Origin of the sequence: Campylobacter concisus (assembly GCF_002913045.1) — a bacterium.
Taxonomy (GTDB): domain Bacteria; phylum Campylobacterota; class Campylobacteria; order Campylobacterales; family Campylobacteraceae; genus Campylobacter_A; species Campylobacter_A concisus_AP.
This window is the reverse complement of record NZ_PPAF01000041.1, coordinates 117,414-143,892: the sequence shown is the minus strand read 5'-3', so window position 1 is coordinate 143,892 and position 26,479 is coordinate 117,414. Positions and strand designations below refer to the sequence as shown.

26 protein-coding genes are annotated in these 26,479 nt (G+C 35.7%); 14 read left to right on the top strand and 12 right to left on the bottom strand.

Annotation, left to right across the window (positions count from 1 at the left end; translation table 11 throughout):
• The first annotated feature begins 41 nt into the window (after positions 1–41).
• A complete protein-coding gene (locus CYP43_RS08990; RefSeq protein ID WP_103583324.1) occupies positions 42–872 on the top strand; it encodes a peptidylprolyl isomerase in 831 nt (276 codons plus the stop codon).
• Positions 873–959: 87 nt separating this feature from the next.
• Here CYP43_RS08990 and CYP43_RS08985 read toward each other — a convergent pair whose 3' ends face one another.
• Both CYP43_RS08985 and yedE read right to left on the bottom strand, forming a co-directional pair.
• Positions 960–3,056 carry a TonB-dependent receptor gene (locus CYP43_RS08985; protein WP_103583323.1) on the bottom strand — a complete coding sequence of 699 codons (2,097 nt, stop codon included), beginning with the start codon at positions 3,054–3,056 and terminating at the stop codon, positions 960–962.
• A 291-nt stretch (positions 3,057–3,347) separates the two neighbouring features.
• On the bottom strand, positions 3,348–4,406 hold the full coding sequence (gene yedE, locus CYP43_RS08980; RefSeq protein ID WP_103583322.1) for a YedE family putative selenium transporter: 1,059 nt from the start codon (positions 4,404–4,406) through the stop codon (positions 3,348–3,350).
• A gap of 135 nt (positions 4,407–4,541) precedes the next feature.
• Here yedE and CYP43_RS08975 point away from each other — a divergent pair, with 135 nt between their 5' ends.
• Positions 4,542–5,741 (top strand): molybdopterin molybdotransferase MoeA, encoded by a 1,200-nt coding sequence (locus CYP43_RS08975; RefSeq protein ID WP_103583321.1) that lies wholly within the window; start codon positions 4,542–4,544, stop codon positions 5,739–5,741.
• 18 nt (positions 5,742–5,759) lie between these two features.
• Positions 5,760–6,761 carry a TerC/Alx family metal homeostasis membrane protein gene (locus CYP43_RS08970; RefSeq protein ID WP_103583320.1) on the top strand — a complete coding sequence of 334 codons (1,002 nt, stop codon included), beginning with the start codon at positions 5,760–5,762 and terminating at the stop codon, positions 6,759–6,761.
• A 120-nt stretch (positions 6,762–6,881) separates the two neighbouring features.
• On the opposite strand, the gene CYP43_RS08965 is transcribed toward CYP43_RS08970, so the two are convergent.
• The 9 genes from CYP43_RS08965 to CYP43_RS08925 all read right to left on the bottom strand — a co-directional run bounded on the left by CYP43_RS08965 (position 6,882) and on the right by CYP43_RS08925 (position 17,664).
• Positions 6,882–7,445 carry a MotE family protein gene (locus CYP43_RS08965; RefSeq protein ID WP_103583319.1) on the bottom strand — a complete coding sequence of 188 codons (564 nt, stop codon included), beginning with the start codon at positions 7,443–7,445 and terminating at the stop codon, positions 6,882–6,884.
• Positions 7,445–7,867: a flagellar export protein FliJ gene (locus CYP43_RS08960; protein WP_103583318.1), complete on the bottom strand. Its 423-nt coding sequence runs from the start codon at positions 7,865–7,867 to the stop codon at positions 7,445–7,447. The genes CYP43_RS08965 and CYP43_RS08960 overlap by 1 nt, the downstream gene beginning before the upstream one ends.
• On the bottom strand, positions 7,864–9,114 hold the full coding sequence (locus CYP43_RS08955) for an adenylosuccinate synthase (RefSeq protein ID WP_103583317.1): 1,251 nt from the start codon (positions 9,112–9,114) through the stop codon (positions 7,864–7,866). Before CYP43_RS08955 ends, CYP43_RS08960 begins: the two co-directional genes overlap by 4 nt.
• A 2-nt stretch (positions 9,115–9,116) precedes the next feature.
• Entirely contained in the window at positions 9,117–9,983 is an 867-nt protein-coding gene (locus CYP43_RS08950; RefSeq protein ID WP_021090725.1) for an ATP phosphoribosyltransferase regulatory subunit, read from the bottom strand.
• On the bottom strand, positions 9,983–14,077 hold the full coding sequence (locus CYP43_RS08945; RefSeq protein ID WP_103583316.1) for a diguanylate cyclase domain-containing protein: 4,095 nt from the start codon (positions 14,075–14,077) through the stop codon (positions 9,983–9,985). The genes CYP43_RS08950 and CYP43_RS08945 overlap by 1 nt, the downstream gene beginning before the upstream one ends.
• A 146-nt stretch (positions 14,078–14,223) precedes the next feature.
• On the bottom strand, positions 14,224–14,853 hold the full coding sequence (locus CYP43_RS08940) for an NAD(P)H-dependent oxidoreductase (RefSeq protein WP_103560518.1): 630 nt from the start codon (positions 14,851–14,853) through the stop codon (positions 14,224–14,226).
• Between the two features lie 93 nt (positions 14,854–14,946).
• Positions 14,947–15,969, bottom strand: a complete 1,023-nt coding sequence (gene selD, locus CYP43_RS08935) for a selenide, water dikinase SelD (RefSeq protein ID WP_430622343.1) — start codon at positions 15,967–15,969, stop codon at positions 14,947–14,949.
• A complete protein-coding gene (yedF, locus tag CYP43_RS08930) occupies positions 15,966–16,565 on the bottom strand; it encodes a sulfurtransferase-like selenium metabolism protein YedF (RefSeq protein WP_084041655.1) in 600 nt (199 codons plus the stop codon). Before yedF ends, selD begins: the two co-directional genes overlap by 4 nt.
• 151 nt (positions 16,566–16,716) lie before the next feature.
• A complete protein-coding gene (locus CYP43_RS08925; RefSeq protein WP_103583315.1) occupies positions 16,717–17,664 on the bottom strand; it encodes a formate dehydrogenase subunit gamma in 948 nt (315 codons plus the stop codon).
• 290 nt (positions 17,665–17,954) lie between these two features.
• On the opposite strand from CYP43_RS08925, the gene CYP43_RS09780 reads away from it, so the two are divergent.
• Positions 17,955–18,086 (top strand): hypothetical protein, encoded by a 132-nt coding sequence (locus CYP43_RS09780; RefSeq protein WP_258032198.1) that lies wholly within the window; start codon positions 17,955–17,957, stop codon positions 18,084–18,086.
• A 150-nt stretch (positions 18,087–18,236) separates the two neighbouring features.
• Positions 18,237–18,368: a hypothetical protein gene (locus CYP43_RS09775; protein ID WP_258032197.1), complete on the top strand. Its 132-nt coding sequence runs from the start codon at positions 18,237–18,239 to the stop codon at positions 18,366–18,368.
• Positions 18,369–18,424: 56 nt separating this feature from the next.
• Here CYP43_RS09775 and nspC read toward each other — a convergent pair whose 3' ends face one another.
• Positions 18,425–19,564 carry a carboxynorspermidine decarboxylase gene (nspC, locus tag CYP43_RS08915; protein WP_103583314.1) on the bottom strand — a complete coding sequence of 380 codons (1,140 nt, stop codon included), beginning with the start codon at positions 19,562–19,564 and terminating at the stop codon, positions 18,425–18,427.
• Between the two features lie 83 nt (positions 19,565–19,647).
• Between nspC and CYP43_RS08910 the strand changes: the two genes are divergently transcribed.
• From CYP43_RS08910 to CYP43_RS08875, 9 genes are all read left to right on the top strand, one after another.
• A complete protein-coding gene (locus tag CYP43_RS08910; RefSeq protein WP_103583313.1) occupies positions 19,648–19,869 on the top strand; it encodes a MoaD/ThiS family protein in 222 nt (73 codons plus the stop codon).
• A 1-nt stretch (position 19,870) separates the two neighbouring features.
• Positions 19,871–20,305: a molybdopterin synthase catalytic subunit gene (locus CYP43_RS08905; RefSeq protein ID WP_103583312.1), complete on the top strand. Its 435-nt coding sequence runs from the start codon at positions 19,871–19,873 to the stop codon at positions 20,303–20,305.
• An 11-nt stretch (positions 20,306–20,316) separates the two neighbouring features.
• On the top strand, positions 20,317–20,778 hold the full coding sequence (locus tag CYP43_RS08900; RefSeq protein ID WP_103583311.1) for a molybdate transport repressor: 462 nt from the start codon (positions 20,317–20,319) through the stop codon (positions 20,776–20,778).
• Between the two features lie 240 nt (positions 20,779–21,018).
• On the top strand, positions 21,019–22,479 hold the full coding sequence (locus tag CYP43_RS08895) for a TonB-dependent receptor (protein ID WP_258032196.1): 1,461 nt from the start codon (positions 21,019–21,021) through the stop codon (positions 22,477–22,479).
• A gap of 210 nt (positions 22,480–22,689) precedes the next feature.
• The gene (locus tag CYP43_RS09820; RefSeq protein ID WP_234402266.1) at positions 22,690–22,872 is read left to right on the top strand and encodes a TonB-dependent receptor; all 183 of its coding nucleotides are present in this window, start codon (positions 22,690–22,692) and stop codon (positions 22,870–22,872) included.
• Positions 22,873–22,883: 11 nt separating this feature from the next.
• Complete coding sequence (locus tag CYP43_RS08890; RefSeq protein WP_103583310.1) at positions 22,884–23,849, top strand: ABC transporter substrate-binding protein; 966 nt, start codon at positions 22,884–22,886, stop codon at positions 23,847–23,849.
• A complete protein-coding gene (locus CYP43_RS08885; RefSeq protein WP_103583309.1) occupies positions 23,846–24,643 on the top strand; it encodes an ABC transporter permease in 798 nt (265 codons plus the stop codon). The genes CYP43_RS08890 and CYP43_RS08885 overlap by 4 nt, the downstream gene beginning before the upstream one ends.
• Positions 24,643–25,332 carry an ABC transporter ATP-binding protein gene (locus CYP43_RS08880; RefSeq protein WP_103583354.1) on the top strand — a complete coding sequence of 230 codons (690 nt, stop codon included), beginning with the start codon at positions 24,643–24,645 and terminating at the stop codon, positions 25,330–25,332. The genes CYP43_RS08885 and CYP43_RS08880 overlap by 1 nt, the downstream gene beginning before the upstream one ends.
• Positions 25,325–26,431 (top strand): NnrS family protein, encoded by a 1,107-nt coding sequence (locus tag CYP43_RS08875; RefSeq protein ID WP_103579766.1) that lies wholly within the window; start codon positions 25,325–25,327, stop codon positions 26,429–26,431. The genes CYP43_RS08880 and CYP43_RS08875 overlap by 8 nt, the downstream gene beginning before the upstream one ends.
• The last annotated feature ends 48 nt before the right edge of the window (positions 26,432–26,479 follow it).

The following is a 26,479-nucleotide window of genomic DNA, read 5'->3' as shown; positions in this document are numbered from 1 at the left end:
CCAAAATTATATTTACTAAATACTTAAATAAAGGTTTTATTATGAAAAAATTGCTCTTTTTGGCTGCTGGCATGCTAAGTGCTTTAAATTTATATTCGGCTCAGATGATAAACGGTATCGCAGCTATTGTAGAGAACGAACCAATCACGCTTTATGAAGTTTATAGCTTGAAAGAACAGATAAGAGCTAGCGAACAAGATGCTTTAAATTTACTCATAAGAGATAGGCTCGAAGATGCTCAGATAAAAAATTTAAACATTAGTGTAACGCCATTTGAGCTAAACGATAGAATCGAATCGATCGCAAAACAAAATGGCATGACAAACTCGCAGTTTAGAAGCTCTATCCAAGCTCAAGGCATGGACTTTTTGGAGTTTAAAAACAACATAGAAAAAAAGATGCTTCAAGAAAAGCTTTATAAAAGTATCTTGGCTGAAGCTGGCAAAAATGTAAATGAGCAAAAAGCAAAGATGTATTTTGACGCTAATCCTGATAAATTTAAGGTCTTTAGTACAGCAAGAGTGGTCCTTTATAGGGCAAAAAATCCTGAAGAACTAGAAGATCAAAAAACGAGTCCTTCGCTACTTAGCAATGTGCAAACACAAGAGCTTAGTTTAGACTATCAAAGCATAGATCCAAGACTAGCAGCTATCATAGCTGGCACAAATAATGGCGAATTTACCCAAATACTACAAGGCGCTGATAGTTTTGATATGTTTTATGTAAAAGAGAAAATAGGCTCATACACTCCAAGCTTTGCAGATGTTAAGGATAATGTTATAAACGAGCTTTATCAAGGCGAGCAAGAAAAACTTATGGCTGATTATTTTGATAAACTCCGTGCAAAAGCAAAGATTCAAATTTTAAGATAACTTCTCTTAGCCGTCATTTGGCGGCTACATCTAATTCAAATTCTATACCACATTATTACACCACTAAAGAAAGCGGTGTAAATTTAGTTAAAACGTATAATGCATATTTATCATGAACGATCTCTCGTCACCTGGTCTTGAATCAGAACGCCAGTATTTTTTATTTAGGATATTGTTTATTGCTAATGTTATTTGAGCATGTTCGTTAAAGTTATATCCAGCACTTGCATCAAATCTAGCAAAACCAGGAAGATGTTCGTCTGTGACTCTACCATTACTTGTGCGGTAGCTATATCGTTTAGAGTATCCTGTTACGCCACTTTCGACATACCATTTGTCGTTTTTAGCATATCTTAAAAAAACATTGCCCTGCCAGTTGGTTGTATTGTTTAGACTAAGTCTTTCACTTAATGGATTTGATTTATCACTTGCGATAATAGCTCTCATATATCCAAGAGAGCTTCTTAGATATAAATTTTCATAAATTTTACCCAAGATATTTAGCTCTATACCACGACTTCGCTCTTTACCACGTTGCGCCCAAGTATATGGATCATTTATAGGATCTGGTCTATATCTTATATTGTTATGCTCGATCTGAAATATCGCTAAGTTTGAACTAAATCTATTATCAGCCCATGTGCTTTTTAAGCCGATTTCATATTGCTCGTTATTTTGTGGTTTTAGATCAAGCATCGTTGTATCGCCTATACTTATACCTATATTTCCACGACCACCGTATGGGGCAAAACTCTTTGAGTATGAAGCATATGCGGTATGCTCTGGTAAAAAGTCCCACAGCAAGCCAACTCTTGGACTAAAAGAGTGCCCTTTGTAGCTATTTGTCATATCTGCAATATTTCTTGTTTTAAATTTATAAAAGTCAAGCCTTCCACCAAGAAGTAGCCTATATTTGTCGTCTAAGCTTATTAGATCCTCGAGAAATACTCCATTATTTATAGCTTTATGCTTATTGTCAGTATTAAGTGGTATGTAGCCCACACTACCCCAACTTGATCTTGATGCATATGGATTTATAGTTACATTTTTTGCACTATCAAACCAAAGCCTTGGATGGCGAGTTTCTACGCTGTTGTCATATCCAAAAGTAAGATTATGCTTAAATCTTGTAAATTCAAGCTCCTTTGTAAGTGTTATAGCATTTGATAGTGTGTCATTATCAGTTTGTTGTTTAGCATAGTTTTGCTTTAGTCTATTTCCAGGCATGATGGTACCACTAAAATAATGGTCAAAATTTTGACTAGCTTTTCTATAACCAAAAACCCATTTTAAATTCATGTCCTTTACTAACTCTGCATTTAGCTCGGTACGGAAGAAATGAAGCTTATCTTCAACAAAGTCTCCATCATGAGAAAATCCCTTTGTATAGTCGATACTAAGCTTGTCATAGACACTTTTTGTTGGCATTCTATCAGGTACACGCCAAGCATTATCATATGTGTATTGCGCCTCAAAGCTTACCGTTCCGCCATCATTTGTCACGATAATGCTTGGACTTACCATAAAATTTTTATATTTTACGCCCTCTCTCCATGATTTTCCACGCTCCATATCAGTCGTTAGCCTTGCAGCTAGTTGATTATTTACTACGTGATTTATATCGATACCACCACCATATCTACTCCAACTACCAACTCTTCCTGAGAGTTTATAAACAGGCATAAAATTTGCCTTCTTACTAACTAGATTTACAACTGCTCCGCCATCGCTTCTTCCATATAAGATCGAAGCTGGCCCTTTTAAAATTTCAACTCTCTCAACATTTGCTGTACTGCGTCTTATCTGTCCAGAATCTCTAACACCATCTCTATATATATCGCCACCATCAACACTAAAGCCTCTTATCTTGATGCTCTCGCCTCTCATATCATAGCCTGCATCAATACCAGCATTTCCTTCTAGGATACTTGAGAGATCATTTGTGCCGTAGTTTCTGTTCTTTTGTATATCTATATTTTCGATAGTTTGTGGCGTCTCTTTGTTACTGAGTCCATTTCTATTGATATCCGCACTATCATACGCGATATAACCTTTTAGGGTATTTTGCTCCGAGATACCTTCCACCTCGATAGTTGGTAAAACAACTGAATAATCACTGTTATTTGTATCTAAAGCCCACAGCGAGCTAAAGATCAGTGATGAAGCAAGTATGCTAAATTTCATAGAATTCCTTTAGATAAAATTAAAATCGATATTCTATATCAAAATAGCTTAAAATATTTACGTTATATTGATACTTATTAAACTTTGCTAATTCATTGTTAAAATTTAGTTCGATTTAGAATTATCGTTTGCCATATCTTAAAACAAAATGCATTACTATTGCCGCTAAAAAATTTTAGATTAAGGCTAGTATTTTAATGATCACACATCAACGCGAGCTTTTTGAACTTTTTGATGAGGTGATAGATATAAAAAGTGAGTAAATTTGACTGCAAAAGCAGCCAAATTTAGTTAAGCTTTTTTAGTGAAAAATCCAACGTAAATAGCGTATATAAAGCCGATCGCTACAGCATATGGAGCATAAGGAGTGATGCCAGCTCCAGAGCTTGCAAGTATGAAGTTATGGCTTATCGCAGCGCCTGCTCCCATGCCTAAAACAAATACAGCTGAGCTTAAATTTCCAGCTCCCATTTGCACTAAATGTTTGCCTGGGCAGCCATAACTTAGGCTAAAGCAAAGACCAGCCAAGCTCATGCCAAGGAAATTCCAAAGAACGTCATTGTGAGCGATAGGTTGAGCTTCAAAGCCAAATTTATATTGCCCAAGAGCTAAATTTGTGATACTTGCAAAAACGATGATAGATACAATGCCATAAAACATCGAAAAATCACGTTCGAAAACTTTACTGATCGCTCCAACTGAGCAAAATTTACTTCTTTGCATAAAAAAGCCAATAACAATGGCACAAATAAGTGAGATAAAGATATTTGCGTGCTGTGAGCCTGGGCCTTTTTCTGAGCTAAATAATGCACCATTATCGCCAAGCTTTAAACCAAAAACAAGGGCTGCTAAAAGTAAAACAGCAATAATTAATGGTAAAAAGGCAACTGGTTTTGTAGTGGCATCATTTTCAGGTATGACGTAACCATTTTTCTTGAAAAATCGTCCAACAAAAACACCAGCAAATAGACCGACAAAACCAGCAATAGCAGTCATATCTCCTCCGCCAAGGCGCAAAAACGCTCTCCATGGGCAACCCAAAAAGATAAGGCAACCAATCATAGCAAACACACCTAGAAAAAATCTAGAAAATGCTGCACTGCCAGATACTGGAGTGAAATTTCTACTCCAAAGCATACTTGCTAGAAAGCCTCCGATGATAAGACCTAAAATTTCTGGCCTTAGATACTGCACGACCTTAGCTTGGTGAAAGCCAAGAGCACCTACGCTATCTCTTAAAAAGCAAGCCGCACAAACGCCCATGTTTGCTGGGTTGCCAAAATAAACAAGCACTGGGCCAAGAATGCCTAAGCTTGCACCTGCAATGATGTAAAGCACTGTTTTATTCATGAATATTCCTGTGTATAGGGTAAAATCAAACTGATTTCTTAAACGACATTTTAATAATCATTAAATAAAACAAAGATTAATTTTTTAAGAGCGAAATGGATAGAATATGCAAAAATTTCATAAAAAAGGATAAAAATGAAAGATTTTATGAGTTACGCAGATAGCCTAAAAATTCTAAAAGATACAATCAATGCGTGGGAAAAGGTCGAAAAAGTAGCCATCACGGACGCACTTGATAGAAATATCGCCTACGACGTGACAGCTGCCGAAAATTACCCAGCAAAGCCGGTTTCAGCGATGGACGGATACGCTTTTGCCTTTAAAGATGGCCTAAGCGAGCTTGAGCTCATCACAGACCTGCCTGCTGGAAGCGACAAAGGACTAGTCATAGAGGGTAGTAAATGTGTAAAAACTTTCACTGGCTCACTAATGAGTGAAGGCACTGATACTCTTGTGCCGGTAGAAAATGTCGAGGTTGTCGGATCAAAAATACTTATCAAAAAGAGTGTGTCAAAGGGTTTTGCCGTGCGCGAAGTAGGAGAAAGCTACAAAAAAGGTGAAATTTTGATCAAAAAAGGCACACGTCTAACCTACTCCGAGATAGCACTTCTTGCTGAGCTTGGTGTCTTTCACGTAAGCGTTTTCATACGCCCAAGAGTGGCGATACTAGCAACTGGCAGCGAGATAAAAGACCTTGGCGAGCCATTAGAAAATCCAGCACAAATTCACAGCTCAAATCACGTAGGCATCGCTATGCAGATACGCAAAATGGGCGCAGAGCCGGTCCTTTGTGAGATCGTAAAAGACAAGGCCGAGCTTGTCGAAAAAGCGATCATAAACGCACTAAAATCAGCTGATATATTAGTGACGACTGGTGGCATAAGTATGGGGGATTATGACTTTGTAAAAGGCGCTTTAAATGAAAATTTTAGCCTTATCATCGAAGGTGCTGCCATAAAACCGGGTCGTCATATCAGAGTGGCAAAGTCAGGCGATAAATATATCTTTGCGCTACCTGGATTTCCATACTCGGCAATGGTTATGTGTGTGCTTTACGTAAGGGTCCTAATAAATGCGTGGTTTGGTCAAGAAGAGCCAAAGATCACGGCGATAATGGACGAAGACTATAAAAAACGCTCGCCGTTTTTAGAATTTACAGCTGTAAATTTAGAAAACCGTGAGGGCAAAATTTTTGTAAATTTAGACGGCAAAAAGCTTGGCAGTTCAGCGATCGTAAATAATTTAACAAACAAAGCCGCACTTTTAATGATCCCAATGGATAAAGAATTTCTCAAAAAAGGAGAGATAGTAGAAATCTTGATGATGCCTTGTTAAAATTTTTAAGGATAAAAGTTGAACGCGTTAGAAATTCAAACAATTATAGTTTTTCTTATAATGGCATCACTTGCCTTTGGAATAGATCTTTTTGCTCATAAACATGATGAGAAAATTTCACTAAAACAAGCTGGCATTTGGTCTATCTTTTGGATAGGAGTTTCAGTACTTTTTGGTATATATTTATATTTTGAGCGAGGCAGTGAAATAGCAAGTCTTTATTTTGCAGGATATGCGCTAGAAAAGTCGCTCTCAGTAGATAATCTTTTTGTGATGATGGCGATTTTTTCATGGTTTAAGATACCTGAAATTTATCGCCATAGAGTGCTTTACTTTGGCGTTATAGGAGCTATGATATTTAGGCTCATCTTTGTAGCCATAGGTACGATACTTTTTGCTATCTCACCTTGGATGGAGCTAATATTTGCAGCAATAGTCGCATATAGTGCTGTAATGATGATAAAAAAAGATAAGTGTGATGAAGATATAAAAGATTATTCAAACCACATAGCTTATAGAGCAGTTTACCGCTTCTTTCCGGTTTTACCACAGCTTTTTGGACATAGTTTTTTTGTTAAATTTAGCAAAATTTCTAAACAAATTTCAGATAGTCAAAAAACTACTCTTAACGATCAAATTTTAAGGCTAAAAGCCACTTGGATAGCAACACCTTTATTCTTGTGTCTTTGTGTGATTGAGCTAAGCGATGTAATATTTGCTTTTGATAGCGTTCCAGCCGTCATTGCTGTGAGCAAAGATCCTGTGATTGTTTATTCAGCGATGATATTTGCGATACTTGGGCTAAGAACGCTTTATTTTGTGCTTGAAGCACTCAAAAATTTTTTAAAGTATTTAGAAATTTCTGTGATCGTGCTTTTATTTTTTATAGCAGCAAAGCTGGCTTTAAATGCGACTGCTCATATCTTTCATCATGGTTTTGAAATTTCTGCACAAATTAGCCTTTTTATCATTCTAGCCATTCTTGGAGTTGGGGTCGTAGCAAGCTTGATTAAAAAATAGTTACCACAAAAGTATACAAGCTAAAGTTAGGCAAGCTTAAAATTAAAAAATTATAAGCATAGTGCTTTATGTTTGGTGTCTAAATTCTTTAAAATTTTACTTGTTTGTGTAAAAGATTGATTACTGTATATTTATACTACCGGCTGGAGTTGGCATATCGCCTTTTTCATCAGCGAATGGTGGCCCTTTTTGAAGCAAAGTGGTGATCTCAGATGCTACTTTTGGATCCATTTTTGCCATGATAGTTGATATCTTTTTGGCATCAAGAGCATAAAGTATGGTGGCTGCGTTTGATCTAGGCATTTTAGAGAGTACCTCAGCTGCCGCGCCATCTTTCATCTTAGAATACGACTCATTGACTTTATCGCTAGTCATTGTGCGAAGTTCTTTTAAAATTTTCTCATTTTTGGCGACCACTTCATCGATCTCTTTGCGTTTTTGCTCGATCACTTTCATTGTCGCATTTAGATCAGCTTCTTTTTTGGCAAGCTTTTTATTATTTTCTTCATAGGCTGCTGCCGAGCTTGCGCGAAATACCTCTAAAGCTTGGCGCTGTTCATCTATGATCTCAAGTTCCTTTAAAATTTCTTCTTTTCTAGCTTCAAAAATTTGCGTACAGTCAACTGGTACTTCAAAACAAAATGCAAAATTTAAAATAGTTAAGAGTAATAAAACCGCTCTCATCACAACTCGCTCTTAGTTGTAAATTTCATCACTGTAAACTCGTCAAGTGCAAGTGCTTCGGCCTTTTGTATGCGTTTTATCTCTTTTTTAAACTCTTCTTTTTCTAGATATTTCATCTTTTCGTACTCTAAATTTGCATTTTTATATTTATGTTCGTAATGCGAAACCTCTTTTTTAGCTATCTCAAGGCTCTCTTTGCAGGCATTTAACTCTTGCCTTGCTATCTTTATAAACTCTAAATTTTCCTTTAGTTCGCCTATATTGCCACTTTTTGGCAAGCAAAACTCCTCAAGCCTTGCTCTTAAATGCACTAAATTTTCTTCAAAATTTCTTACGTTAAGCCTAGCAACGGCAAGCTTTGCCTCTACCTTATCCATCTCTTGTTTTTTTACACGGACGATAGAGGTAAATTTGCTTTTCATCTAATGATCGTATCGCTTCTTTCAGGGCTTGTTGAGATATAGCCGATCTTTACGCCAGTTAGCGCTTCTATTCTCTCAATATAAGCTCTTGCGTTTGCTGGCAAATCTTCATATTTGCTTATACCTTTTACACTATCCCAGCCTGCAAGTTCCTCGTAAATAGGAGTTGCGTTTTCAAGATCTGTTGGCATATAGTCAATAGTTTCACCATTATATTGATAAGCTTTGCAAATTTTTACCACTTCAAATCCATCAAGAACGTCAAGCTTCATAAGTGCATAAGTATCGACGCCGTCAAGCCTTGATGCGTATTTTACACTCACAGCATCAAACCAACCACAACGTCTGCGGCGGCCGGTAGTCGTGCCAAATTCCTTACCGATATCGCACATTTTATCGCCACTCGTGCCTTTATCTTCTGTTGGGAAAGGGCCAAAGCCAACACGAGTCGTATAGGCCTTTATGACGCCTATTACTTCACCGATTTCTTTTGGATTTAGTCCAAGACCTGTGCAAGCACCTGCACTTATGGTATTTGAGCTAGTTACATATGGATATGTGCCGTGGTCGATATCTAGAAGTGTGCCCTGAGCGCCTTCAAGCAATACCTTTTTATTTTCATCAAGTGCCTTCCACACTAGGTTTGTAGTATTTGTGATAAATGGAGCCAAAACCTCTTTATATCTTTTTAGCTCTTCAAGCAATTCATTTTCATTAGGAATTTTTACACCAAGCGCGTCAAATACACATTTGTTTGTCTCAAAATCATGCATCAAAGCATCGCACAAACGCTCCGGCTCAAGTAGTTCGCCTACTCTGTGGCCACTTCTACTTATTTTATCAGCATAAGTTGGTCCAATGCCTTTTCCAGTCGTACCGATCGCTTTTTCGCCTTTTAGTCTCTCTTTTGCTTGATCGATTTGACTATGGTAGCTTAGATTTAAATGTGCTTTATCACTAATATAAAGCCTTCCCTCTAAATTTTCAAACTGAGCCATTTCGGTGATTAATACTTCTGGGCAAACAACAACACCATTGCCGATAATATTTATAATATTTTTATGCAAAATTCCGCTTGGAACAAGGTGAAGCGCGTATCTAACGCCATCAACCCAGATCGTATGGCCAGCATTATGACCACCTTGTGAGCGACAGATCATATCATAGTTTAGTCCTAGCATATCAACTATTTTGCCTTTACCCTCATCACCCCATTGAACTCCAACTACTAAATCAGCCTTTCTCATTCTTACTTCCTTAAATTAATTTTTTCTTCTATCAATGCATCTGTATAAACAGCAAAACCACTATTTATTTTTCCGTCTATTTCGTAGCTACCGCCACTTGCTATTATGCTGTTATTTCTTAAAAATCTAAAAAATAAACTATCGTAATATCTCATTTTTGAGTAATATAGCGGAACTATTCTTAAATTTTTATATTCTAAAGCGCTGGCTAAATTCCTCAAATTTTCAAGCGGTTCTTTTAGCTTGCTTGGAGAAATTTTAATCACTTCATCCAGTTCATCAACTGACTTTAAAAGAGCAAGAGCACTTAGCCATGGAACATTTTGAGATAAAATTTTTTCCATTTGTCCATTTTCAAAAATTTCAATAGGCACGCTTAAAATTTCACAAATTACCCTTGGAATTTGTATATTACTCACTTGCAAAAATGTATCCATTTTTAGCTCATTAAGAAGCTTTGCTACGATATTTATGCTTTTTAAAACATCATTTTCACCGATTAGTTCGGCTCCGATTTGATAAATTTCTTGGCTTGGATAGCGAAAGACTGGCTGGATATAAAACCATCTTTTTGATTCATTTGCCTTTAGCCTTCTAAGTACGATCCTTACAGTATCTACCGTACTATCAGCTCTTAGACTTATTTCGTGATTTAGGCTATCGCTAAAACGCAAAAGATTTGTCGCATCTACACTTAAATGCTGATGATATGAGAAAAATGGCGTTACGATCTCGCTAAAGCCTTCATTTTCTAAAATTTCACTAGCTTTTTGTTCGATCTGCCTCTTTAGCTTTGCGCTACTGGCAAAGTATAGTTTGCTTCCATTTGGGATTTCGTGCTCATAAACATTTAAAGCATTTTCATTCATTATTTATTCGCTCCACTCAAATTTAGATCATTATCGCATAATAAAATTGCCTCATTAGCTAAATTTATTACGTTTTCTTTGTCTATTTTTGCAAGGATCGTATCTAAAATTTCAGCTAATTTTTCATTTATTGTTCTGATATCATCTACTTGATTTGCTATTTCGCTTTTTAATTTTTCACTTACTTTTTCATCGCATTTAAGCAAATTTATCAAACGAGTCATAAGCTCTTTTGTACCTACTATTTTGCAAAGCATATTGTAGTTCTCATCATCTTGAAAATTTCTTACATTTAGCGGAGATGATAAAGCAAATTTAAATTTAAGCACATCATCCAGGCTAAGCTCTGGCGCAAAAAGCCGTCCTTGAAATCTACTAAAGCCAAATCCAACAAAAATTTCAAGCATGCTTTTATCTTCTAAATTTTTTATCATGACATCAAAATCAAATGTATCTGATACATACTTTATCATGCGTATGGTCTTTAGCGCTTCTACTGAATCAAAAATCTGTTTGCAAAATCTTTTATCTATATTAAATCTATTTGTTTTTAACATACCTAAAGCTTCTACCGAGCCCGAATAAGATGCAAAATCATCAAGTGAAAAGCTAACGCCTAGCTCCTTATAAGCATCGATATATCTAACAACATCATCTAAATTTACGCCACTTGCAGAGTCAACGATGTCTATGATTAGACCATTAGCGTCTAGCTGCTCATCTTCTAAAAGCTTTCTAAATTTCTCAAAAAAATCAGAAGTCATTAGCTTTTTAATGCATAAATTTACTCTAACTTTTGCATTTATCCCCTCTTTTAGCCATACAGCCCTAGCTTTTAAAGCATCTTTTAGTGTAAATAATGCGATAGCAACAACTGCTTTTGAGCCTTTTGCAAGTGGCAAGAAGTCTGATGGCCTTAATATCTTATCGCCATTTTTCCATCTAATAAATGCCTCAAAGCTGCTAACTTCCCCACTTTTTATATCAATCTCAGGCTGATAAAGCAAGAACATCTCGCCAGCATCGATAGCTTCAATGATCTTTGAGTCATCTCTATATTCATTTTTAAAGTACGTATCTTTTTTCGAATTAAATACATAATATTTATTTTTTCCATTAAGCTTTGCTTGATACATAGCCCAATCAGCTCTTTCAATTAGATCATCAACACTAAGTGCATCGCTACTTAAGCTAATGCCAATACTTACGCTAAGTTTTTTCTCGTCATCATCAATAGAAACTTTACCCTGACCCACTCTTAAGATGTTCTCAGCAGTTTCGTAAATTTCTCCCAAATTTTCATAAGGCATAGCACCTATAAACTCGTCCCCGCCTATTCTTGCAAATATCCCTTGTTTTGGGAAAATTTCATCTATTTTTTTTGAAATTTCTATTAGGATTTTATCGCCTACTTGATGTCCATATCCATCATTTATCGATTTAAAATTATCAAAATCGACATAAAAAGCTGCTACTTTTAAGCTTTTTTTCGCTTGTTTTAGCAGATTTTCTAGCTTATTAAAAAGCAAAAATCTATTTGGTAACCCAGTCAGCGTATCGTGATATGCGATAAATTCGAGATACTCTTTATTGTAGCAATCATCATTTGCGCTTGAAGCCAACAAAATATATCCCTCTTGATCGCCAAACGCGTTTAAAAGCTTGCTTATACTTATGACTTCGAGTCTATTTCTGCTTCGAACATCATGAATAAGACCTTGCCAAAAGCCAGTTATTTTAAGTGAATTTAAAATTTCATCTTTAATATCTTTTAGTCCGTTTTTAAAATTTATTATATCTTTTGAGTAAATTTTCTCTATAAAATTTTTATCTCTAGAAATATCAAGCGTATCGAAAAAAGCGTCATTAGCATCTATGATCCTAAACTCATCATCAAGCATAATAATCTGCTCTTTTGCGTATGAGAAAATTTTTGCTAAAAGGTCTTGATAAGAAAAAAAGCTATTTTGCACACTAAGATCTTGCATTGTGCCCTTTATGACGCTTGCTTCACCATCATAAAAAGCTATTGCTTTTGCTCTAATCCTTACATAAATAATCTCTTTATCAGCCCTATAAAAACGCACTTCGCCATCATATACTTCACCTTTTTTTATAAGGTCAAAAAAGTCCTTAAAGCTCACAAATTCATCTACAAATATAGTTTTTGCACGTTCAAAATTTATACTCATATCCCCATTTAATGCATATCCAAGCGATTTAGCAATAGCATTTGGGATATAAAGGGTGTCGCTTTTTTTATCCCATGAAAAGACAAGCACTTGGCTTGCCCAAAGTATGCTTTGAAAATATTTTAATTCAGCATCATATTTTTCTTGCAACTTTGCTATATCGCTTAGGTCATTAAAAAAGTAGATGATTTTTTGCTCTTTGTCAGCACCATTATCTATAAATTTTACTTTTATCTTAAATGGCGTTTTATTGTTTTCATTTGTTTGCATATTGGCTACGAGATTTATCTCGCTATTTTTGCTACCTTTTTCAAAGAATTTTTTAGATTCATTAGAAATATTTACAGCAAACTCATCTAAACTTTCAGGGCTTATTAGATTTTTTAAATTTATGAGCTTCTTATCTTGCGGGACTTTAAAGACGCTATCGATATTTTGAGTACTTCTTACGATAGAAAATGGATCGCTGCTTAATGCTTCTGCTATTACATTTGGCGATAAAAACGAATAATCATTTATTGCTTCGTTATCCTTTTTCGTAAATTTTTCATCGTCAAGCTCGTGTATAAGCATAAAATTTAGCCTAGAATCCCTTAGCTCGATCTGCGACTCTTGTAAAAATCCATCTTTAGTGCCGCCATCTTTTGTTTTTAGCTTGATTTTAAAACTCATATCGCTATTTTGAGCGTCTTGTTTCATTTGCATAAACAATGCAAAATCACCATCTATTAAATCATTTAAATTTAGCTCTATAATCTCATCTTTTGTGTAGCCAATGGAAGACAAAAATGCATTACTAGCATCAATAATATCGCCGCTATAAGCATCATAAACTACTATTTTCAAAAAGCTTTGCTCAAAAATATAGCCAAATCTACTTTTGTATTCTTCTAGCCCATCAGTTGCTTTTTTGGTTTCTATCTTTAGCTTGTTTATTCCATTTTTTATATCTTCAAATTCTGTTACATTAAGGCTTCGTCTTATCTCATATTCATTGCCATCTAAAGTATCTCTTACCTCTTTTAAAGCTGGCATTATTCTATTTTTTATAAATTTCACATCTCTAACCCATAAAATCAAAGAAGATATAAAACAAAAGATCGATAGCCAAAATAACACAAACTGCATAAAGATATGAAAATGCTTCGTTGAAGCGGTAATAACAAAAATTTTATACTCTGGCATATAGCTTATGAGATAAAAGCTCATATGGCTTAAAGAAAATATTATTTTATCCTCTTTAAACTCGTCGCCAAGACTCACATAAGGCAAAAACATCGATTCATCAAATTTTTTATAAAACTCATCTCTTGATAAATTTCCATATTTATCCACCAAATAAGCATAAGTTTTGCTTTTCTCATCGTAATCTACAGTAGCGTAGCTTTGTAAAAATTTTATATCAATTTGAACTAAAATGCTGCCTCCATTTTTTAGTCCATAAGATGCATAAATATCTCTAAAACGATTATTTTTATAAACTCGATCTGATACTGTAAATTTCCCAGCATCTGCCTCGTTTAAACTAAGCCAAGATAGATCCTTTTCGGCTATGTCATCAGCACCTAAAAATCTCTTTGAATAGAGTAAATTTCTATTTTTATCAAAAACATAAAAAGATATATAAAGATCGTTTTTTGTTGAATTTTTATCAAATAGCATATCGCTAAGACCTGCTTCAACCATTTTTGATTTTAAAAATAGATCGTTTTTTATTATAAAAAAGCTATTTGAGATTGATGATTTTATATTCGAATTAGTTGAGCTAAGATCATACTTTATATCGTTCGTACCGGCACAAACTACAAATAATGCTAAAAATATAAATGAGAGTAGAAGTAAAATAGCCTTTGTATAAAACATTTTTACTATTTGAAGGCTGGTTTTTTGTTTCTCAAGCACGATAGACACCTCGTTAGTTTAGGTTTTGGCTCTGATTTTATCCCATTTTTACTTGATTTGGGTTTATAAAGGTAAGTATTTATTTAGAATTTATTGATTTATTTAAAATTGAGCCAAAAATTTATTTAAAATTTGGCTCAAATATCTTAATAGATCCAAGTAACAATATCAGAAATTTCTCTGCGAAGTTTTTTTGGTTGTGGATTTAGGCGGTAGCCAAATGGCACCATGATAGCCACTCTTTGAAAGCTCTCATCAAGTCCCAAAAGTTCATTTAAAGCATGTCTATCAAAGCCTTCTATCGGGCAACTATCAATGCCCAAACTTGCAGCTGCATTCATCATATTTGTGGCAATTATCATACATTGTTCATGCGACCACTGAAATGTTAGCTCATCATCATTTTTAAAATTTGCTAGCAAAAAGTCATGATAAAATTTTTGCCTTGCAGCAATGGCTTCAGGATCTTTGTTGGTATTTCTAGCGATTATTTTATTAACGTAGGTGCTTCCAAATTTTACCTCTTTGATCTTAGCTAAAACGACAACTAAATGTGAGCAAGATGTGATTTGCGCTTGATTCCATGAAAGAGCTTTTATTTTTTCTCTAAGCTCTTTATTTTGAACGACTAAGATATCCCACTGCTCAAGGCCAGTTGAACTAGGGCTTAACCTACCAGCTTCTAGTATAAAATCAAACTCTCCAGCACCGATTTTTTTGCTTTCGTCAAAAACCTTGCAAGCATGACGAAATTTTAAAATTTCAAGATAATTCATCATCTCTCCTTTGTAGTTTTTGAAATTATAGAATGGTTAAGTAAATTAAAAGATTTCACTAACACAATGAGATAGCATGCTATTTTTAAAAATTTATCTTAAAAATATACCAAACTCGCTCTTTGATACCGCGGAGCCAACGATAGCCGAGCTTTCATAACCTATTTCTTTTAAGCGTTTTACTGCGAGCATCGCGTCCTTTTCGCCAACTGCTAGCAAAAGCCCACCTGAAGTTTGTGCGTCAAATAGTAAAATGTCAGCTTCTTTATCTACAAAATGCTTTGCAAATTCGCGGTTTTTATAGCTTCCTTCTGGAATAATGCCCATATCTGCAAATTCCTTTGCGCTTGCAATGATTGGCACATTTTTTTCATAAATTTCAAAACTGATCTTTTCATTTAACATTTCGCTTAAATGCCCCAAAAAGCCAAATCCAGTCACATCAGTAGCGCCGTATACTTTGATGCCATCAAGTGCCTTTAATGCATAAAAATTTAGCTGTGCCATGATAGTTGCAGCCTCTTTTATTTGCTCCATGCTTAATAAATCAGCCTTTATTGCTGTACTTAAAATACCGCTTCCAAGGGGCTTTGTAAGTATCAAAACATTGCCATTTATGGCTGTATTATTTGCCCAAAATTTATCAGGATGCACCCTTCCAGTGACGCTAAGCCCATAATACATCTGCTGTGTCTCGATCGTATGCCCACCAACGATTATACCGCCACACTCTTTTACTTTATCGGCTCCACCTTGTAAAATTTCGCCTAAAATTTCAGGTGCCAAGTTACAACTATCAAAGCCTACGATATTTAGAGCATTTATCACCTCGCCGCCCATTGCAAAGACGTCGCTTAGGCTATTTGCAGCAGCGATTTGACCGTAAATAAAAGGATCATTTACCACAGGCGTTATAAAGTCAAGCGTTTGAACAAGTGCAAGATCATTTGAAATTTTAAAGACACTCGCATCCTCATTAGAATTGGTGCTTGAGAGCAGATTTGGATGAGATAAATTTAAACTACTAATCGTTTTGTTTAGACCCGACGGGTCAAGCTTAGCAGCTCAACCAGCGGCTCTAACGAACTGCGTAAGCTTTTTGTCGTGATAGATCATAATTTGATTTGCTCGTGAGTTGAGAGTATGTCGATGATCTCATAAGCATTTGAAATTTCGCCAATCGCAAGATCACTTACTAGCTTATAAGCCTCCAAGCAGCTTCCGCAGCTTAAAATTTTAACACCAGCAGCTTCAAGATCTTTAAGCGGCTTAAAGCTTGGGTGTGAGCGGTTTGTAGTCATCTTTACAGCGTTATTTACACAGATTATTATCTTTGGTTTTTTCTCAACTTGAAGAAATGCTCCTAAGAATTTTGATAGTAAATTTATTCCTACTTCGCCACTTCCCGCGCGCTCTTCATTCAGATAGAGTACTTTATTATTTTTTGGTGTTATGTCGCAGACAAACTCATCAAAATTTGTAAGCTCAAGCGCATTTTTGCCTTTTGTAGCTAAAATTTTAGTCTCGTTGCCATTGCTTTCGAGGCTAAAGTTTATATTTTGATTTTTTAAAAATCTTGAAATATTTTCTTTTGGGGCTAGTGCATTTACCAAAATTTCTAAGCTTTCGCCTTCACTTAAACTATCAAGTGCATTTTTTGTCATTATGACTGGTTTTGGACACTCTAAATTTCTACAATCAATTGTTGTCATGATTTTTCCTTTTGCAATTAGTATTTCAAACCTTGAAACTAGTTTGGATTATAGCCAAAAAAATATTAATTATTTTAAAAATTTTAATGTATAAATATGCGATAAAAGAGAGCTTTGACCTTGCTTACTAGCAAGGTCAGAGTAAAGTTAATTATTTTAAATTTGTATAAGACTTTTCATAATCAGATACTGGAATTTTATTCTCTCTAACGAGCTCTTGGTACCAGTAGTGATGAAGAACATAAACTTCTTCTTCCTCTTTATATCCAGTAATCATCGACCAAATAGCACCATGAATAGCAATAGCTGCCATATAAATATGAACTAAGAAAAATACTGCACATGCGATGCCAAGACAATTATGGATAATTACGCTGTATCTTAAAAGATCAATTTGTGTAAGACCAAACCAAGAAGCAACCGCTGGCTCTTTGAAGTCCGTAAAATACATAATCGCACCAGTAATTATCATAACGATACCACCAGGGATAGCGATCCAGTACCATGCTTTTTGACCAGCATTAAATTTACCAGCTGGAACAGGTCTCTTTTTCTTTGATAAATAGCCACCAACTATCATCATCCATCTGATATCATAAATTGCTGGAAGCATTCTCTTTGTCCAGGTAAGTAACATAGGAAGCACAGAAACAGCAAAGATCACAGTTGCTGTATCGTGCAAGTATCTACAGAAACGCACAAATGTTCCACCACCAAGCTCTGCACCCCACATAATGATGATACCAGTTGGCACTAAAATGATCCATGAGATCGCTGCCAAACCATGAGCTATACGTATGATCAATGAAAAAGCAAACACCTTTTTACCATCATGACTAAAATGTTTTGGTCCAATGATTAAAAAGTGTAATGCAAATGCTCCAACAACAGCCAAAATGATAGAAAGTGCTGCTATTGCAAAATAATCATTACCTTGGATAAAAGTAAATATCGGCCCCAAACCTTGTTCGTATGGCTTGATATTTTCTATCCTTTCAGCCGCCCAAATGGCACTATTATATTGATTGACGCCAGTTGGTCCTTGAGTTGCCATTGCTGTTACAAATAATGTAAAAAGCAGAGTAAGAATTCTCGTCATTGTAGTCCTTTATGAGTTTGAGCTTAAACAATTTAAGTATTGGTTAAATACGTTAAATCGCATAGCTACGCTATTTTGGTCGCTATTATATCAGAGCTAATCACAAGCAAACCTTAGCAAAAAAGATTACTAAAAATTTTATAAAAAACATTTAAGTTTTGTTAATTTTTATAAGAATATTAAATCTAAATTCATCCTATTTTATAGTTAAAAATTATTTCAGATTTTGCTTTTAAAATTTAAACGAGAACACCAATAATTTTAAAAATTTCTATCCAAAAGGCAGAGAAATGAACCTCTTTTATCTTTTTAATGATTATGAGGCGCTTGATCTAATGGCAACGAGTTTATATCGTATCTTAAAAAGTATATTCTGGCTTCAAATTTTTGCCTTAGTGTCTGCACTGGCTCAGCCTTGCTAGCTCGCACTGGAGTGCTTGACGGCTTAAAGGCTACCTCAAATAAAAGATCATTTGAGCGGGTAAAAAGTTGCGGCAAGGCTGTAGTGACAATTACACGCCAACTAGGTAAAAGATGATAAATTTTACACGGCTTCAGGCGTGGCCACTGGTATGGATATGACTCTTGGCTTTATCAGTGATCATTTCGGTAAAGAATTAGCTCAAAATATCGCAAATAAAACCAAATACAACTGGCAAAAGAGTGAAAATATAGATAAATTTGCCAAAATTTATGGATACTAATCCGTGTAAAACATTCTCAGTATTTAGCAGCCAAAAGCTGGCCAAAACACCAGTGATTAATTTCTGCGTTTATACTCTTCATATCCGAATTCGCGGATCATTTTAACTTCGCCATTTTCTTTTAAAAGCACTAAATCAGGTAGTTTTATACCATTAAACGTCGTATTTTTCACTATGGTGTAGTGGATTTGATCTTCAAAGATGACTCGGTCGCCAATTTGTAGCTCACTATCAAATTTATACTCTGCATCGCCCGCTTCAAGCCCTACTATATCACCTGCTAGGCAGGTATTACCGCCAAATCTATAAGCAAATTTGCCATTTTTACTCTCACCTCTAACGGCTGGACGGTAAGGCATGAGCACAGTATCAGGCATATGAGCCTCGGCCGAAGTGTCAAGGATGGCGATATCTTTTTCGTTATGCACGATGTCAAGCACGCTGCTTATCAAAAAGCCAGTTTGCCAGCCAACCGCCTCACCAGGCTCCAGATAGACCTCTACGCCGTACTTCTCGCGAAAGCGCCTAACTATCTTTATAAGTAGCTCCACGTCATAATCGGCCCTCGTGATGTGGTGGCCGCCGCCCATATTTATCCATTTCATCTTTGGGATAAACTCGCCAAATTTCTTTTCAAATGCCTCTAACACAGTCTGCAAGCTACTCGCACTCTCCTCGCAAAGCGCGTGAAAATGTAGCCCAGTGATGCCATCAAGAAGCTCAGGCTTAAAATTTGCTCTCGTGATGCCAAGTCTACTAAATTTACCGCATGGGTTGTAGCTATCAGTCGGTGCTAGCGAGACCTCTGGATTTACCCGCAGTCCGCAGATGATGCCATTTTGCAGGGCAATACCCTTGAATTTTTGCCACTGAGCAAAAGAGTTAAAAGTAATGTGCTTTGAAATTTTTAAAATTTCATCAAAATCCTCATCTTTAAAGGCTGGACTATAAGTATGAATCTCGCCTTTTACGTATTCGTTTGCAAATTTTGCCTCATGAAGCCCACTGCAAGTCGCACCGTCAAGATAAGAGCCCACCATATCCATCACTCCGCTAAATGCAAAGCCCTTAAGTGCTACTAAAATTTTAGCTCCGCTTTGCTCTTTGACGTATTTTAAAAGCTCTAAATTTTTACGTACTTTTGCCTCTTCACATACGTAGGCTGGGGTTTTTATATTTTTTAAAATTTCGTTCATTTTTTCTCGCTTTTTAAATTTTTAAATAAGTATATCTAAATTTATTTTTAAGTAAAATCAGCAAAAATCTCAAAGGATAAAACGTGATAGAGATCGAATTTCTTGGGCCTATCGGGCTTGAAAATATAAAAGTAGAGGCAAAAAATTTAGGTGATGTAAAAGCGGCTTTGAGCAAAAAAGAAGAACTTAAAAAATGGCTAAATATCTGTGCGGTTGCCGTAAATGACGAGATCGTAAGTGATATAAATTTTGCTCTTAAATCAGGCGATAAAATTTCTATATTGCCACCAGTTTGTGGAGGCTAAGATGCAAATTTATGACGGAAGCTTGGACGTTCAAAGCATCACAAACGAGTGGTATGAACGCTTTAAGGATAAAAACTGCGGTGCACTCATCACTTTTGTTGGGATCGTAAGAGAGGAAGGTGGCATTTCGGCGCTTAGCTTTGATATCTATGAGCCGATCCTTAAAAAATGGCTTGATGCTTGGGAGGAGCGGGCAAAAAAAGAAAATGCCTACGTACTCTTTGCTCACTCAAAAGGCGATGTAGCTGTGCATATGAGCTCTTATGTAGCAGGCATTGTGAGCCCTCAAAGAAAGGTCGCGCTAAGGCTTATAAACGAGTTTGTCGAGGACTTTAAGGCAAATGCGCCGATCTGGAAATATGACGTGATAAATGGCAAGAGAATTTATGCAAAAGAGCGCAGCCAAGCGATAAATGGTGCTGGAATTTTAGCTTAAAAGGAAAAATGATGATAACAAAAGAGAGTAAAAAAGATGTTTTTTGGGCGCTAGCCTTTGGGCTTGGGCTTTTTGCCTTTAGCATCGTTGGCTACTTTTATCTAGCTCTTGGCACAGCGTCTCTCTTTGGCATCATTATTGGCGCTCTCTCAGCGTTCTTTTGTGTTAGAAAAATTTTTCAAAACAACTTTTTACGTATTGAAGATGATGGGTTTATCATTACAAAAGGCTCAAAAAGCATAAAATTTTACTTTAAGGATATCGATGAAATCGCCATTAAGAGTTTTGGTGATAAGAAAAAGGTTGAAACTTTAAGCGTAAAATTTAAGAAAAACCGTCTTGATAGAGATGCTTGCTTTGGGTTAGTGCAACCACTAGGTGATGATTTGATCATCATTTTTGATAAATATGAACTTTCAAAATTTACAATTTCAAAAGAGCTAAGAGATAGGCTTAATAATTTTAGAGCCTAATTAAATCGACCTACGATTTAAAATTTTATATAACAATTATCAAAATTTTATACATTTTTTCACATTAAATTTACACCATTTAGCTACTCTTGCAAAAATAAAATTAAGCATTTTATCTACAATAAGCTCGTAATTATGGATTAAAAATTTAAAAGATGACTTACATCAACTTTTATAAAGGCTTTTACTACTACAATTCTGATAAAAGAAATCATAATTATATCTTTAAAAGGAGTTTACATGAGGCCCATTTTAAGCCTAGCAGTTCTTTCATCACTGCTTCTAGCAAATGAAGCAAATTTAGACATTATAAAGCCTATTAGAGAATTTGCTCCGCCACCAGTCATTACGCCAAACGTTGCACAAAGCGCCTTTGTAGAAAATCAGTTTGACCGCACTCAAAGAAGCGAATATCCATTTGTTACGAATTTGCTTGACAGCTCAGCTGGTATGTTTCATATCTCAGCTGGAATGTATGGCAAAAGCTTTTACAATTCATCGCTTTTTAAATATCGCGGCGCAAATTTTTATACCATTTTAAATGCAAATTTTACCAAAGCAAATAATTATAAAGATGGAAGTGGCAAAAGATGGGACTATGGCTACAATAGGCAAGGCCAAAGCGCTATCTTAGGTTTCGTGCCAAATGATCTTAGCGAGCTTAGGCTTACGTTTTTAAGGGATAATATCGATAAAGACAAGCAGCCAGAGCACGTGATGGATGCCTTTAAAACGACAAGAAAAGTCGGCAAGCTAAATATTAGATTAGGCGAGGAAGATCTTTCAAATACACTAAATTTTGAATTTATCCTAAAAAAGGTTGAGCGGAAAGCTGATAATTTTCATCTAAGAGATGACACTCCAAATGTAAAAGTGGATTTAAAGAGAAATATATTTGAGACAAATTTAAAGTATGACGCTGACTTTGCAAGCTTTCACAATCAAATAGGCGCTGGCTTTGAAAAAGATAAACATGACGGCAAAAGATACATGAAACAAGGCAGCAACTGGGTCTTTAACGGATATAGATTTGCTGATGTTAGAAATGATAAATTTATGTTCTTTGACACACTTGCTTATAAATTTAATGAAGCAAACGAAGCCTCTCTTGCCTTAAAATATGAAGAGCAAAGAAGTAAATTAAATGGCATCGACACTAAATTTTTTGTGCGAAATTCGACCGCACCTAATACCACTCGCAAATTAGTTCGTCAAATTTACGGTGAGGACGTAAGTGACAAGATCAAAAAAGACGCTTTTAGTGCAAGTTTGAAATATAAATTTACGCCAAACGACAAGGATAGCTACTTTGCAAAGCTTGAGAGTTTATCTCGTTTGCCAAGCAATATGGAGCGTTTTAATGCACTTTATGGTGCAGGCGATAATGGCTGGATAGCAAATCCAAATTTAGAGCCAGAAAGGCACAATAGAGCGGTTATTGGCTTTAAATTTGGCAGTGAGTTTTACAAAGAATACCTAAACTCACTTCAAAACAAAGATGCATTTAGCTTTGGAGGACATTTCATCGCTGATAGCGTTAAAAATTTGATCATTTTTGATAGACGCCACTCAAAAGCTGCGATGCAACTAAATAAAAACGCTGTCATCTCAAGAAACGTTGATGCAACGCTTTATAGTGTAAATTTCAATACAGAATATAGCTTTGCAAGGCACTTTGGCTTAAAAAGCTCACTTTACTAAAACTACGGACAAAACAAAACCGATGGCAGACCGCTTTATCAAATAAGGCCTTTTGAGGCAAATTTTGCATTTGACTACAAAGACTATGCAAGCTTTGGTAGCTACAACCTTGGCACTGCACTAAGACTAGTTTCAAAGCAAACTAGAGGCGATTTTAGCAAGCAAAATGGTCTAGGCATCGACAAAAAAGAGGCCGCTAAAGGATTTGGTTTGCTTGATCTTTATGGCGGCGTAGAGTTTAAAAACAAAGTTGGCATAAGATTTGGCGTAGCAAATTTATTTGACAAAGATTATGCAGAATTTATCAGTGGCGATCACGTAGCAGCACTTGATCCGGTAGTCGTTCATGCCCCTGGCAGGACATTTTTCATTAGCTTTCACAGCAGTTTTTAAAGGAGAAAAAGATGTTAAATAGAAGAAAATTTTTAGGACTTAGCGCAGCTTTAGGCGTTAGTGCATTTGCACCAAATTTATTTGCAAAAGAGAGCTTTACTATGTGGGGTGCACCAGCGATCCCAAGCGTTATCATGGCGGTTGCTGCACTGCAAGGCGAGTTAAACAAAACTTATGATGTAAGCCTAAATATCTGGAAAACACCAGATCAGCTTCGTGCAGGTGTCGCTAGTGGGGATATTAAAGTCACGATGTCACCATCAAATGTCGCTGCAAATTTAAGAAATCAAGGGCTTGATTTTGCGATGTTAAATTTACTAACCCTTGGCGTTATGAACGCTATGGTTAAGGATGAAAAGATCAAAAATTTAGAGGATTTTGTAGGCAAAAAGCTCATCATGCCATTTCGAGGCGACATGCCTGATCTTGTCCTAAGAGCGCTTTGCAAAAAAAGAGGCATAGACGTTAACAAGATAGACATCACCTATACAGCAACGCCACCTGAGGCTTTGCTTTTATTTTTACAAAAAGATTTTGACATTTTAATAGTCCCACAACCTCTTGGTGAAGCGACTATTTTGCGTGGTAAAAAAGCAGGCGTTAGCGTGCATTACTCAGTTGATTTTCCAAAAATTTGGGGCGAGAGCTTTGGTACAAAGCCAATAATCCCAATGGCAGGCATTATCGTAGAAAGAGGCTTTTATGAGAAAAACTTAAGTCTATTTGACACGCTTCATAGCGATCTTAAAAATGCACTTTCATGGATACTTGAGAATAAACAAAGTGCAGCAAAGATAGGTTCAAGCTACTTACCAGCTCCAGAAGTAGCACTTGCAAATGCTTTTGATAAGGCAAATTTAACAGTAACAAAAGCAAATGAATTACAAAATGAGATCATGGCATTTTTTGAAGAAATTTATCAGTTTAATCCAAAATTTCTAGGCGGCAAGATGCCAGATAAAGGTCTATTTTTATGATACTAATTGATGGCATCAAAAAAGATCGCTCAAGCTTTTTAAAGATAATTGACTATTTTTGGGGCGGATTTAGCGGATTTGCCGTAGTTTTTTTGATCTTAGCCATTTGGCAAGTGGGAAGCGAGTTTAGCTCCCCACTCTTGCTTCCGCCACCAAAAGATGTATTTTTAAAAGCCTGTGAAATTTTAAAAGATTACAAAAACAGCGAGATAAATATAACGCTTTGCAGATCACTGATCGGAGTTTGCTCGGCAACATTTTTTGGTATATTTTTAGGGCTAATAGCAGGTAGTTTTAAAAGTTTTGCAGCCTTTGTAAAGCCTGTTATCACCTTGCTTTTATCAATGCCACCAATTATTTGGATAGTACTTGCTATTTTTTGGTTTGGATTTGGAAATTTTAGCACCGTTTTTACTATCTTTATAACCGTTTTACCACTTACTTTTGCAAGCTCAGCAGTTGCTATGAGTAGCGTAGATGAGGAGCTAAAAGAGATGTTTGACGCTTATAATCTAGGAATTTTAAAAAAAATAAGACACCTTTACATCCCACATCTTACGAGCTACATAATAAGCTCTATTAGCGTAGCTGTCGCAATGGGTGTAAAGATAGTCATAATGGCTGAGCTACTAGGTGCAAATAACGGCATGGGAGCAAAGATAGCAAATGCAAGAGCGATGCTTGAAACAACCGAGGTAATGGCGTATGTTCTTTTAAGCATCACTCTTATCATGCTTTTTGAATACCTCATCATCGAGCCATTAAAAATAGCTTTGATGCCTTGGAGAAGATGATGCTTGAGCTTAAAAATGTAGAGTATGAAATTTTAAGAGATAAGGTCGTAAGGAATTTTAGCCTAAATGTAAAAGGTGGCGAGGTAGTGACGCTTTTTGGGCCATCAGGATGTGGCAAAACGACGATACTTCGACTTATTAGCGGACTAAATGAGCCTAGAAAAGGAAAAATTTTTAATAACTTTAAAAAGACTACATATTTTTTTCAAGAAAATCGCCTGCTAACATGGAAAAATGCTCTTGAAAATGTGCTTTTAGTTATGGATAAACCAGACATTAACGCTGTTTTAGAGCTTTTTAAAAAGGTTGGGCTAAGCCAAAAGGATACTTTAAAATACCCAAGTGAGCTAAGCGGCGGTATGAGACAAAGGGTCGCTTTCGTAAGAGCGGTTGTGACAAAACCTGATCTACTTTTGATGGATGAGCCTTTTTCTGGGCTTGATTATGATATGAAAGAAATTTTAATTGAAATTATTGGCCAAAGAGTAAGTGAAGGTATGAGCGTAGTTCTCGTTACACACGATAGAATGGAGGCCGTAAAGATGTCAAATAGAATTTATTTCCTATCAAGTAAAGGCGCAGTCATACAAAGAGAACTTGAAATAGACAAAAATTTTAAAGAGCGCGATTTTACGTTTATTAGCAAGATGATAGATGAAAATTTCAAAGGGCAAATTTATTATGATTAATAACTTTTTTACTCATCCTATGAGAATATTTTTCTTAATGAGTGCCGCCTGTGCGGTGCTTGGTGCTAGTGTGTTTTTTACTCCAACTGATTTTGTGAGCTTACATAAATTTATATTTTTGCAACTCTTTTTAGCGCTTGCTTATGCTGGATTTTTGCTAACTGGACTAACTGATTGGACAAATTTTCAAGCATCTCTAAAAATACACGCCTATATATTATTTTCACTCTTTTTTATAAGCTTTATCTTGGCATTTTTTAGCCTATTTTTAGCACACTGCCTTATCGCTCTTTTTTGGCTTTACTTGGTTTTGCTTTGCCTTTATATGATCTGGCAGGATAAAAACGATGATCAATTTGGCGTACTTGGCTTTTTGTTTGGCATTTTAGGCTTTGAAATTTATTATCTAATAAGCGGCAACGAAAAATTTCTAAATTTACAAGTTTTTATTCACATAATCGCTATCTTACTCATCTCTTACCGCGTTAGTGTCGTGCTTGGAAAAGAAGCGTTAAAAAGAGAAAAAGGCATGGATGAAGCTGTTTTTGTGCCAAATTTTATCTATAAAAATATCGCTATTTGCTGCGTTTGTGCCTTTTTACTTTTAAATATATTTTTTGAAGCAAGCTTAGGTGTCTATTATGCTGCGATAGCTTGTGGAAGTGCGGTACTTGCAAAGCTTAAAGAATGGCATTATAAAGAGCTTTTTAGGCATAGTTTTGTGCTTTTATACTATTTTATGCAGCTATTTTTAGCGATTGGATTTTTAGGGATCGGCTTTAGCGGTATTTTTGAACTCCATCTTGAAACAAATTTTATGCATCTAATAGCGATAAATGCGGTAATTTTTAGCGTGATGCTTATATTTAATGTCGCAGGACTTCGTCACAGCGGACAAGAGCTTGAGTTTTTACGCCTTAGTAGAATTGCTTTTATTTTAGTTCTTTTAGCTGGCATTAGTAGAGGAATTTTGGCTTATTTTTGGAGTGGCTTTTATATTCATTTACCAGCAACACTCATAATAATTGCTTTTGTTTTTTGGCTCATAAATTTTTATGTGATCTTTAGAGATAACGATTTTAGCGATGATCCAGAGTAAAAAGATATTAAAAATTTATTCATTAATTAAAAAGAGTTTTTAAGTCTT

Excerpts from the sequence above, each read along its gene's own strand:
- CYP43_RS08990 (WP_103583324.1), top strand. The coding sequence starts at position 42 with ATGAAAAAATTGCTCTTTTTGGCTGCTGGCATGCTAAGTGCTTTAAAT.
- CYP43_RS08985 (WP_103583323.1), bottom strand. The coding sequence starts at position 3,056 with ATGAAATTTAGCATACTTGCTTCATCACTGATCTTTAGCTCGCTGTGG.
- yedE (WP_103583322.1), bottom strand. The coding sequence starts at position 4,406 with ATGAATAAAACAGTGCTTTACATCATTGCAGGTGCAAGCTTAGGCATT.
- CYP43_RS08975 (WP_103583321.1), top strand. The coding sequence starts at position 4,542 with ATGAAAGATTTTATGAGTTACGCAGATAGCCTAAAAATTCTAAAAGAT.
- CYP43_RS08965 (WP_103583319.1), bottom strand. The coding sequence starts at position 7,445 with ATGAGAGCGGTTTTATTACTCTTAACTATTTTAAATTTTGCATTTTGT.
- CYP43_RS08960 (WP_103583318.1), bottom strand. The coding sequence starts at position 7,867 with ATGAAAAGCAAATTTACCTCTATCGTCCGTGTAAAAAAACAAGAGATG.
- CYP43_RS08955 (WP_103583317.1), bottom strand. The coding sequence starts at position 9,114 with ATGAGAAAGGCTGATTTAGTAGTTGGAGTTCAATGGGGTGATGAGGGT.
- CYP43_RS08950 (WP_021090725.1), bottom strand. The coding sequence starts at position 9,983 with ATGAATGAAAATGCTTTAAATGTTTATGAGCACGAAATCCCAAATGGA.
- CYP43_RS08940 (WP_103560518.1), bottom strand. The coding sequence starts at position 14,853 with ATGAATTATCTTGAAATTTTAAAATTTCGTCATGCTTGCAAGGTTTTT.
- yedF (WP_084041655.1), bottom strand. The coding sequence starts at position 16,565 with ATGACAACAATTGATTGTAGAAATTTAGAGTGTCCAAAACCAGTCATA.
- CYP43_RS08925 (WP_103583315.1), bottom strand. The coding sequence starts at position 17,664 with ATGACGAGAATTCTTACTCTGCTTTTTACATTATTTGTAACAGCAATG.
- CYP43_RS09780 (WP_258032198.1), top strand. The coding sequence starts at position 17,955 with ATGAACCTCTTTTATCTTTTTAATGATTATGAGGCGCTTGATCTAATG.
- CYP43_RS09775 (WP_258032197.1), top strand. The coding sequence starts at position 18,237 with ATGGATATGACTCTTGGCTTTATCAGTGATCATTTCGGTAAAGAATTA.
- nspC (WP_103583314.1), bottom strand. The coding sequence starts at position 19,564 with ATGAACGAAATTTTAAAAAATATAAAAACCCCAGCCTACGTATGTGAA.
- CYP43_RS08905 (WP_103583312.1), top strand. The coding sequence starts at position 19,871 with ATGCAAATTTATGACGGAAGCTTGGACGTTCAAAGCATCACAAACGAG.
- CYP43_RS08900 (WP_103583311.1), top strand. The coding sequence starts at position 20,317 with ATGATAACAAAAGAGAGTAAAAAAGATGTTTTTTGGGCGCTAGCCTTT.
- CYP43_RS08895 (WP_258032196.1), top strand. The coding sequence starts at position 21,019 with ATGAGGCCCATTTTAAGCCTAGCAGTTCTTTCATCACTGCTTCTAGCA.
- CYP43_RS08890 (WP_103583310.1), top strand. The coding sequence starts at position 22,884 with ATGTTAAATAGAAGAAAATTTTTAGGACTTAGCGCAGCTTTAGGCGTT.
- CYP43_RS08885 (WP_103583309.1), top strand. The coding sequence starts at position 23,846 with ATGATACTAATTGATGGCATCAAAAAAGATCGCTCAAGCTTTTTAAAG.
- CYP43_RS08880 (WP_103583354.1), top strand. The coding sequence starts at position 24,643 with ATGCTTGAGCTTAAAAATGTAGAGTATGAAATTTTAAGAGATAAGGTC.
- CYP43_RS08875 (WP_103579766.1), top strand. The coding sequence starts at position 25,325 with ATGATTAATAACTTTTTTACTCATCCTATGAGAATATTTTTCTTAATG.